General features: G+C 55.2%; 9 protein-coding genes. 3 read left to right on the top strand and 6 right to left on the bottom strand.

Going from position 1 to position 10299, the window contains the following annotated elements:
- The 5 genes from B4B27_RS09025 to B4B27_RS09005 all read right to left on the bottom strand — a co-directional run.
- Nucleotides 1-917, bottom strand: a 917-nt coding sequence (locus B4B27_RS09025) for a family 43 glycosylhydrolase (protein ID WP_290725812.1), incomplete at its 3' end; no start/stop codon positions are given.
- Between the two features lie 237 nt (nt 918-1154).
- Nucleotides 1155-3380, bottom strand: coding sequence for a carbohydrate-binding protein (locus tag B4B27_RS09020; RefSeq protein ID WP_290725810.1), 2226 nt, complete (start codon nt 3378-3380; stop codon nt 1155-1157).
- A 196-nt stretch (nt 3381-3576) separates the two neighbouring features.
- The gene (locus tag B4B27_RS09015) at nt 3577-5826 is read right to left on the bottom strand and encodes a carbohydrate-binding protein (RefSeq protein WP_290725808.1); all 2250 of its coding nucleotides are present in this window, start codon (nt 5824-5826) and stop codon (nt 3577-3579) included.
- A 183-nt stretch (nt 5827-6009) separates the two neighbouring features.
- A complete protein-coding gene (locus B4B27_RS09010) occupies nt 6010-7260 on the bottom strand; it encodes a hypothetical protein (RefSeq protein WP_173382190.1) in 1251 nt (416 codons plus the stop codon).
- Complete coding sequence (locus B4B27_RS09005; protein WP_173366538.1) at nt 7257-8120, bottom strand: DUF4423 domain-containing protein; 864 nt, start codon at nt 8118-8120, stop codon at nt 7257-7259. Before B4B27_RS09005 ends, B4B27_RS09010 begins: the two co-directional genes overlap by 4 nt.
- Before the next feature lie 245 nt (nt 8121-8365).
- Between B4B27_RS09005 and B4B27_RS09000 the strand changes: the two genes are divergently transcribed.
- The 3 genes from B4B27_RS09000 to B4B27_RS08990 are packed head-to-tail and all read left to right on the top strand — an operon-like array spanning nt 8366 to nt 9891.
- Nucleotides 8366-8923, top strand: a complete 558-nt coding sequence (locus B4B27_RS09000) for an RNA polymerase sigma factor (protein WP_173382189.1) — start codon at nt 8366-8368, stop codon at nt 8921-8923.
- Complete coding sequence (locus tag B4B27_RS08995) at nt 8916-9269, top strand: hypothetical protein (RefSeq protein ID WP_173366540.1); 354 nt, start codon at nt 8916-8918, stop codon at nt 9267-9269. The genes B4B27_RS09000 and B4B27_RS08995 overlap by 8 nt, the downstream gene beginning before the upstream one ends.
- Before the next feature lie 4 nt (nt 9270-9273).
- A complete protein-coding gene (locus B4B27_RS08990; protein WP_173366541.1) occupies nt 9274-9891 on the top strand; it encodes a hypothetical protein in 618 nt (205 codons plus the stop codon).
- A gap of 95 nt (nt 9892-9986) precedes the next feature.
- Here the strand turns inward: B4B27_RS08990 and B4B27_RS08985 are convergent, their stop codons facing one another.
- A complete protein-coding gene (locus tag B4B27_RS08985; RefSeq protein WP_173366542.1) occupies nt 9987-10283 on the bottom strand; it encodes an STAS domain-containing protein in 297 nt (98 codons plus the stop codon).
- Nucleotides 10284-10299 lie beyond the last annotated feature (16 nt).

Genomic DNA, 10299 nt, shown 5'->3' with positions numbered 1-10299 from the left:
TAACCGTTCGCAATGCGGCGGTCATGGTAGGCAACGTACCAGTGGCCCTTGAATTCGGCAATGCCATGGTGGTTGTTGTTGTTCGCGTTGATGTTCTGCCCGTTAATGCTCGGGTTACCCATGAAGATGCCCTTGTATTCGTAGGGGCCCATCGGGTTGTTGGACATGCCGTAAGCAATACGCAGGTCGGCAGTGCTGTAAGACAGGTAATACTTGCCCTTGTACTTGTGGATGTACGAGGCTTCCATCGCCTTCGGGCCACCGATCTTCAGGTGAGTCTTGGAACTCACATCGAAGCCCTTCATGTCCTTGTTGAGCTTGTAGATGTTGAAAATGTCGTTGTTGTTGTTATTTGCCGGGCGGCTATCGCTGCTGCCGCCACCAAACGTGAAGTAGCCCGTACCGTCGTCATCGAAGAAGATTGCCGGGTCAAAGCACCAGCCGATGCCGTCGCAGTCCGAAATACCGCCACCCCAGTTGTTGATGAGCTTCTTGTTGCCCGAAACAGGGTTCGTCCAGGGGCCGGCAATGCTGTCGGCGCCGATGAGGCCAATGCCGCCACCACCGCCATCGGGGAACACGATGTAAAGCCTGTGATCGTTGGGGTTCACTGCAATGCCGGATGCCCAGATATCGCCGATACCGTCAACCTTGCGGGCATCGTAGATAATGCCGAAGTCGGTCCAGTTCTTCATGTCCTTGGTGCGGAAACCGTAAAGGGCCTTGATGTTGTAGCCGTTGGCATTGGCTGCCGCCGGGTCGTCGGAGTCGGTGATGACGTAGAAATACGTATCGTCTGCGGCAGCACCCGGGTCGGCGAGGTAATGGTAGCTGGAAATCGGGTTATCCGCGAGAGCGGATGCAGCCAGGCCGCATACAGCAGCGAGGCCAAATTTTCCCATAAAAGACTTCTTCATTTTACACATCCCTATGTTAAAACGGCAAAATTGCCCTTTCTTGACTATAATCTACCTCCGAAAATGGCGTTTTTCCCACCCACGAGCAGACTTCTCATTGACTATTTATCAATAACAACTAGGGAGGGGAGCGCAAAAAAAAGCGCCCCGGGACTAATCCCGAGGAGCTTTATGACGCCGTAAAGGCGCCGGTCTGGATGTGTGGTGTTTAGGGACTCTTTTAGGCCGTGTACGGACTTATTCCGCAACCCTGGCCATAAACTTCTTTTCGCCGCGCAGAGAACGGAGCATGTACATACCCTTGCTGAATCCGGCCGCACGGAGCGCATCGCCCACATGTGCACCATCGAGATTCACCGTACCCACCTGCTTGCCCTTCAGGTCGAACACGCGGTAGGTGTAAGACCCGAACGAGTTGAACTGAGCGACGGTCTTGATCGCGGTAGTACCTTCGAGCGGGTCGGAATCTTCGGCATCCTTGCCCGCGACGAAGTTGATGTAGTCGATATCCATCCAGTCGCCGGTAACGGTGAACCGGAGGATATGTTCGCCCGCGGGGAGCTTCACGTTGGCGCTGACCTTGTTGTAGTCGTCATAGTTCTCTTCGCCGGAACTTGCCTGCGGGACGGCAATCGCATCGGTGATGTTCTCGCCATCGATGGAAAGCTGGAAGCCGGAAGTGCTATTGGCAGAAGCGACGGCGGCAAACATGGTGTAGTCTCCCGCTTCCTTCACGTTAACGGTGTATTCGAGCCATTCGCCCGCCTGGTTGTAACCCACGACATAACCCGTAGCCTTCTTGTAGATGTCGACACCGGTGCCTTCACGCAAGTCGCTATCACCGTGGTTCTCGGAATCGTTCTCGTTGTAGGAATCGACACCCGCACCGCGGCCCGTACCCGGTTCGTCAAAGTTTTCCATCTCGATCTTGCCGGGGATAGCCCAGGCCGTGCCACCGAACGGTTTCTGCGGTTCCGGAGGCGTGGTGCCACTGCCCTCGAAGCCCCATGCCTTCACGTACATGGTAGAATCCTGGTTACCCTTGAACACGAGGAACAGCTGGTTCACGATACCCTTGAGGCCAGAAACTTCGCACTTGTTTTCGGCGTAAGTGTTCTTGCTGCCGGTATTCTTAAGCGTGCAGGTACCTGCGAGCGTACCCGTCGCAGAACCCGTGCGGATTTCAATCTTGTTGCCGTCAGCAGCACTCGAAGCCTCGACCGTAAAGCCCGTTGCCGCGGTACCGAAGTCCACGCCACTCACACGTATCCAGGATTCCTTGCTGGAAAGCGGAATCAGCACGTGTTCGGCCTTCTTGCCCTGCACAAAGTTGGAACGGCTGCGGATGCCCTTCTGCTTGGAACTCGTGAGCGCCGGATACCAGTCGTACGGGTCGAAGTTCTCGATCTGCTTCGGGCCTTCGTCCGTCACCTTCACCGTCTGAATCGTACCGTCGTTGTTGTAGAACATTTCGTCTACAGAAACGCTACGGTGGTAACCTTCGTTCGGCTTCGGCTGACCGTCATCGGCCGGAATAATTTCAAGTCCGTTATGGCCCTTGGCAATACGGCGGTCATGATAGACAACGTAAGAATGGCCCTTGAATTCGGCAATACCGTGGTGGTTGTTGTTGCCGTTGATGCTCCTGCCGTTCATGCTCGGGTCGCCAAGAATCGTGCCCTTCCAGGTGTACGGGCCCATGACGTTGTTCGACATGCCGTAGTCGATGGTAGGCGCACCCTGCTGCCAGCCGGTACTGTAAGAGAAGTAGTAATTGCCCTTGTGCTTGTGGATGTAGGACGCTTCGAGCATCTTACGGGTCGGGAGGTTGTTTACCTTCACGTGGCTGCCGTTACCCACCGGAGCATCCTTCGCATCGTTCAGCTTGACAATATCAAAGTTGTCGGTATTCGGACGGCTATTGCTTTCGCCGCCGCCCCATGTGACGTAGGTCGTGCCGTCGTCATCGATAAAGATGCCCGGGTCAAAGCACCACGAGACGCCATCGCAACCGATGATGCCGCGGCCGCCCACCAGTTTGTCCTTGCCCTGGCCCACGGCGTTTGTCCACGGGCCGTCAATTGCAGGAGCCTTGATGTAGCCGATACCGCCGCCACCGCCATCGGGGAACACGATGTAGAACGTGCCATTGTGCACGGCGATGCCGGAAGCCCAAATGTCGTTAATGCCGTTCACCTTGCGGGCATCGTAAATAATGCCGTAGTCAGTCCAGTTCTGCATATCCTTGCTGCGGAATGCATAGAGGGCGTAAATCTTGTAACCATTGGAATTGTACGGAGCCGGGTCATCGGAGTCCGTGATGATGTAGAAATATTCGTCGTCGGCAGCGGCACCGGGGTCGGCCAGGTAGTGATAGGTAGAAATCGGGTTATCTGCAAGCGCAGAGGCCGCGAGGCAGCACACAGCAGCCAGACCAAGCTTTCCCTTGGAAATCTTCTTCATTTTATACATCCCATATTCAACCGCGACACCGCAGTCTAACCACCCTATAATTTACCATCCCCGCAAGCATTTTTAACAACATTCAAAACAAATTCCATTGACGTTTTGTCCATACGCAAGCCCCCGGCATAAAACCGGGGGCTGATTGCGAGAGAGAAGCTAGAAACTCATTACAGAAGGTCGAACGAGCGGGAATCTACTCCACGCGGGCCATGAACTTGTTGCTGCCGTCCACCTGCTTGAGCATGTAGGCGCCCTGCCTGTAGCCCGCAGCCTTCAGGACGCGGGAGGCGTTCTTGCCGGCAAGTTCCACCTTGCCGAGCATCTTGCCCGAAAGGTCGAACACGCGGTAATAGGCGGAGCTGCTCACATGGAACTTGAGGCCTTCCGAAAGCGCGGTGGTGCCGATCGGTTCCGGGTCGGTCGCATTCTTGCCTTCCACGAAGGTGAAGTAGTCCACGTCGAACCAGTCGCCGGTCACCGTCATGCGGAGGATATGCTTGCCCGCGGTCAGCGAAACGTTCGCCTGCACCTTGGCGTAGTCGTCGAACGAGCCTTCGACTTCCGTCTTCGAGGCGAGAATCGTCTCGGTAATATCTTCCCCGTCAACAGACATCACGAAGCTCGCATTCTGGTTGTCCGTCGCAACGGCGGCAAAGAACGTGTAGTCGCCCGTCTTCGCGACATCGACCGTGTATTCGAGCCATTCACCCGACTGGTTGTAACCCACGATAATCCCGGTCGCATTCGCGTAAAGATCAACAGACGGAGCATCGTCCTTGCGGTAGTTGACCTTCGCGGAATCAGCAGCACTCTTCGCCTTTTCGAAACCGTGGTTCTCGGAATCGTTGTCGCTGTACGAATCGTTGCCCGCGCCGTAACCCGGCACGTCGAAGTCTTCGGCCTGGATCTTGCCCGGGATTGCCCACACCTTGCCGCCGAACGGCTGCTGCGGTTCAGGTTCACGCTTGGTGCCCTGGAATTCCCATTCGAGAACGCCCATGGTAGAATCCTTGCCATTATTCTTGAACACGAAGAACAGCTGGTCCACAACGCCGGTAAGGCCCGTCATGGCACAGTCATTGTCCGTAAAAGTCATGTTGTTGCTGGTCTTCGCCAGTTCGCAGGTGCCGGCGAGCGTACCCGTCGCACTTCCCTTGCGAATTTCAATCTTGTTGCCATCGCCCACGTTCGCGGCCTTGATGCGGAGATTCTCGGCACCGTTACCGAAATCCACGCCACTCACGCGGATCCAGGATTCGCTACGGCTCGTGAGCGGCAAGAGCACGTGCTTGACCGGCTGGCCCTTGGTCCAGTCCGTGCGGCTGCGGATATTCATTTGCTTGGAGCTCGTGGTCGCCTTGTACGTCCTGTACGGGTCAAAGTTCTTGATCTGCTTCGGGCCTTCGCGGGTGAAGGTGAGTTTGTTCATCTTGTCGCCATTCCAGGTGAGTTCGTCGATGGACACGCTTCTGTGGTTTTCGTAGTTCGGGTTTTCGGAACGCACGCCAGCCTGAGTCGTTGCGGCCGGGTGATTATCCGATGTCACCAGGCGACGGTCGTGGTAAACCGCATACCACTTGTCCTTGAACGGAGCAAAACCGTGGTGGTTGTTGCCGCCTTCGCCGTGAGCGTCGGGCACGGAACCGATACCCGGAATGACCTGGCCCACATAGTTGTAGGGACCCATGATCTTGTTGGACGTACCGTAATCAATAATCTGGCTACGGTTGTTGAAACTCAAGTAATAGGTGCTTCCCTTCTTGTGCAGGTACGGCGCTTCGAAGGAATTCGGCAACTGGACACGCGTAAGGGAATTCTTGTCCATGGTAATCTTGCCGTTGCTTTCGGTAAACTTGATAATGTCGAAGTTGTTACCGTAAGGACGCTGACTGCTTTCGCCACCGCCAAAAATCACGTAGCCCGTGCCGTCGTCATCGAAGAAAATGCCCGGGTCAAAGCAGTGCGCGATGCCATCGCAGCCGCCGATAACACTGCTGCCGCCACCGGCAATCCTGTTCACGCCATGGGATTCCTGAATGGGGTCGGTATACGGGCCGTCAATTGAAGGTGCCGTAATCATGCCCACACCGCTCGCGCCATCGGGGTAAACGATATAGACCTTACCGTTCTTGACGGCGATGCCCGAAGCCCAGGTGTTGTTCGGGTAGCTCCCGAATTCGCGCCTGGAGCGGAAAATCATGCCGTGGTCGGTCCAGTTCTTCATATCTTCGGAAGTGAAGGCGTAAAGGCCGACAATATCGTAGTTCCAGTTCGTCTGGTTGTTGTAGTCATCCACATCGGTCAGGATGTAGAAGGTATCACCATCGGAGGCGCAAGAAGGGTCCGCCAGATAGTGGTAAGAGGAAATCGGATTGTCGGCAAGGCCGAAGGTTGCAAGACCTGCCCCAAGACACAGCGCGCCCACGCTTTTCCACACACTCATATTAACTCCTTTTGGGGGAAAGCCCGCACCATAATCCAAACAGTGCAGCCATCCCATACACTTATAAAATACCTTTGCAAATAGAAATTGGAGCCCCGCCGAACGCAGAACTCATTGACAAATTGTCAAAAGAAAGCCCGACGCACATTCGCACGTCGGGCATCTCCTGATAAAAAAGCTCTATCAATCTTCCGGTTTCACGGGCACAAACTTGCTGTAGCCGTAAACCTCGATATCATCGATCCAGAACTCGCCGCCGGTGCCACCGAAGATGGAGATATCGGTAATGTTATGCTTCACCGCATCCCAGCCAAGGTTACCACCGATATTGTTGCTGTCGGCCTCAAGGAAGCCTGCGGGAGTCACCACGTAGCGATTCCAAACAGTGTCCACATCCAGGTGCACCCAAGCCTTGCCACTTTCCAGTTCGGACGTGCTGTCGACATTCAGGTCAAGCGAGAAGGAGATATAAGGCGACTTGTCGGAATCAGTCGGAACACTGGCCCGCGCCCAGAACACGATGGAATCGAGATTGCTCATGTCGACCATGCCACCAAGGGCACGGCCCATCAGCACCCAGTTGTATGCGGAATCATTTACACATGTGAAATGCGCGGCCTTGCCATCCCGGCCAAGGCCGGCATCCACAATTTCAATGCTTCCATCGGCATCTTCCGAATGCTGGACCTTCCATGCATCGATTTGCCCTTCGAAATCCTCAAAGACAAATGACGGGAGAGAATCGTGCGGCCGCACGTCAATGACAATGACGTTTTCCCGACCTGCAGAAACGGCCGCTACCGTAGACCCGAGCTTGCGAACGACCTTGACCTTGCCCTTCTTGCCCTTCTCGTCGACCACCGAGCTGTCCGACTGGACATAGGCGACCATCTCGAAGAAGCCCGCCGGGAGCGATTCGAACTCAAAATTGCCCATGCCATCGGCGGTGACGCTATAATCGAGGCCCTGAACCGCCACGGTCACTTCGGATGCGTCCGCGTCGTCTTCGACAATCACCTGTCCGGAAACGGCACCGGGCTTACCCAGGTGCAAGGACACACGGCCACCGTCAGTCTGCCACGACCTGTAGTTGAACTTGGACGCGCCCTTCAGGGAATCATTCCTGGCTTCGACGATATAGCTGCCATAGCCAAGGTTGTTCAGGATGAGGGTTCCAGTCGAATCCGTCTCGAAGTTCATGTTTTCTTCCACAAAGGAACCTTCAACGGAATCGGCCCCGGACAGGTAGCTGTCGGGACGAACAATAACGCTTACGCGCGCCGCGGGAGTCCCATCGGCAAGCTGTACAGAAAGCGCTATAGAATTTTCTGTTTCAAGCGAAGAACCGGCGAGATCGTCTCCCGATCCGCCAGTACATGCGGCAAGGATTCCACCCAGTGCCGCTATCCCAAATTTCCACACCCTGCACATCATTTTTTATCTCCTGCGCCTTCCCCCATTATAGCATTTTCAGGAAAGCCCCCTTTTCGGGCAACCGGGTAAAATGCCATTGAAAGTTGCATAACGCGGTCGGAATTCTTGGATTCGTCAACCCGTTTCTGCACTAACCTGCGGAATTCCCTCAACATATCGCCCAAATCCTCGAAGCAGGACTGGTCCACGGAGAGAGTGAGTGTGGATACGTTGCGTTCGGAAACGGGAACGTTATCCAGGGAATCGCTGGCAAGCGCGAGCACCTGCCGCTGGAAGTTGCGGACCGCCTTGGCCTTTTCGGGACCGCCCACCGTGAGGTGCGCATCCGTAAGCGCCAGTCTGCCGCTCGCGAGTTTCTTTACGAGCCCAACTTCCTTCAAAATCTCGATAGCCTCGTTGACCTGGTCCTCCGTAATCGGGGGGCAGATGTCCTTCGCTATCTGCTTCACGTTCACCACGCCGCCGTTCAAATCCAGGTAGGCGCGCACGGCGGGAATCCACCAGTTCTCAAGCAGCTTGAGTTCTGCCGCCTGGAGGCTGTGGCGTTCGACATCGCGAAGGGAGAGAGCCTTCGCCATCAGTTCCTCTTTCTTCGCCTTGTCCTTGCTGACAGCGGCAGAGAAGAGCAAATCAAAATATTCGGCTTCGCGACCGCTCAGCGCCAAGATTTCCTTGGCAGCCTGCAACGCATGGGCGGGAAGGTGCTGTTTCTTCTGCAGCACACGGTAGAGGTAGCTGGAATCGAGTCCCAGCTTGTCGCCCATCATGCGGTAGCTGTAGAAGGGCATCTCCGCCTTGCGGCGTTCATAGTAGTCCTTCAAGAAGTCGCGGTAGTCCGCTATGTCCGAAAAAGTAACCATCAACTATAAAATACCTATTGCAAGGTAGAAAAATTTACATTCCTAGCCATCTTTCATTGACTTTTTGTCCACAACCGATATGACATTCGTCACAAAAAGCGCCCCAAAACCCGCTTTTCGAGGTATTTCGCCCCATTTTTTCGTTTTTTCGCCATAGACACGCCGGCTTTCCCTCTTTTTTCTAATATGTAAAAATAAACCATTTTTTTGCAACCTGCGACATTCCGCATACATCAAAATAAGGTATGAACGACAAAGTGATTCTCCAACACCTGAAGGAAGGCAGCCGTGAAGCCCTGGCCATGCTATGGCAGGACCAGAGCGGCAACGTACTGAATCTCGCCTTCAGGATGCTGAAGGACCGCGACCAGGCCGAAGACATCCTCATGGACGTGTTCGTACAGGTACCGAAGGCCGTGCAAGGGTTCCGCGGGCAGGCTGCGCTCAACACATGGCTCTACAGGCTCACCGTAAACGCATGCCTCATGAAGCTGCGCGCACAGAAGCGCCACCGCGATCTCGAAGAAGAGAAGCTCGGCACCATCATCGAGGAGGCCATCGGCAAGCCGGACCCGCAAGACGAAAGCTATGACGCCGAGCTCCTGGAAAAGGGGCTCTCGCAGCTGCCGGCAGAAACGCGCAGCATGCTCTGGCTCAAGGACGCCGAGGATCTCGACGTGAAGGACCTCGCCGAGATCTACGAAATGCCTGAAGGCACCATCAAGGCGAGGCTGAGTCGCGCAAGGCACTTCGTAAGGGACTTTGTAAAGGAACGTATAAAGGAGCGTAAGAATCATGGCTGACAAACTTGACTTCTCCAAGTTCGAAAGGCTTGCCCCCAGGGAAGATTCCTGGGCCAAAGTCTGCGAGCGACTGGACGCGGAAGCGGACGCCGTTTCTGCATCCAAGTTCATTTCCATCAAGAGCTGGTACAGCGCCATCCCGATAGCCGCAAGCCTTGTGCTTATAGGCCTAACAGCGCTTCTTCCCGCCATCAGCAACCAGGCCGAATCTACCGATATCGTCGCCATCGATCGTTCGGCCCCGTCCGAAGTCCTGAGCTGGTATTCCAGCCTAGGCAACTCGACTAGCGACGAGTTCGAAACTTTCGAGGAAACGGTCGGCTTCAGCTATTTAACCAAGGAGTAATACCATGAAAGGATCCAAACTTTTCATCGCAAGCCTTGTCGTGCTTGCTCTTTCCCTCGGGTTCTTCCTAGGGAACTTCTGTGGCAGGTGCAACACTTGCTGCAACAAGGCCGAGACATTCCAGTGCGAACGCCACGGAAAGATGCCGCCTCCCGGGCCGCACCACCACGGCGACTTCCACAAGGGGCCGCACGAACATCATGGTGATTTTGGCAAGAGACCCGACGGGCCCAGGTTCAAAGGCCGCATGAATCCGGCAGTCATCGATTCCGTACTGGAAGTGACCCCGGAACAGAAAGCCGCTCTCGACGCCAACCGTGCGAAGGGAGACTCTATCTTCAGGGAACTGAGGACTCAGAAGCACGACGCTGAAAAAGCACTTGGCGAAGCCCTCGAAAAGAATGACGCCGCTGCCATCGAAGCGGCAAAGGCAAAAGTCCTCGACGCGGACAGATCCCTGCTCGAGCACCGCATCAACGGAGTCGCCGCGCTCGGCAAGGTTCTCTCCCAGGAACAGCTCGAAAAGTTCAACAAGTTCCGCAAGGAACAGATGAAAAAGTTCCGCGAAGAGCGCAAGGAACGGCGCCACGGCGACAACCCGCCTCCCCCGGCAAAACCGTAGCGCACCACATAGCCGAATCCATTTCCGGCAAGCAACAAAAGCCTCGGCAGTACCCGCCGGGGCCTTATTTTATAAGAAACACGAAAAGCGATCCGCTATTCGAGGGTCAGAATGTCGCTGAATCCGGTCACGTCGAAAATTTCGCGGATTTCCGGACCCGCATTCTTGATGACCATGGAGCCCTGCTTGTTCATGACCTTCTGGGCCGCAAGCAGAATGCGGAGGCCCGCCGAAGAAATGTAGGCGAGCTTTGCGAAATCGAACACGAGGCTCGTGATACCGTCCAGCTTTCCCTGGATCTCGGCATCGAGCTGGGACGACGTCAGCGTATCCAGGCGCCCTTCGAGAGCGAGAGTCAGGGTTGCGTCTTGCTGTGTTTTGACTATCTGCATGATAACCTCACTAAGT

This window comes from Fibrobacter sp. UBA2449, assembly GCF_002342555.1.
Lineage (GTDB): Bacteria > Fibrobacterota > Fibrobacteria > Fibrobacterales > Fibrobacteraceae > Fibrobacter.
Note: the sequence above shows the minus strand (reverse complement) of the source record. Positions and strands in the feature narration are given on the sequence as shown.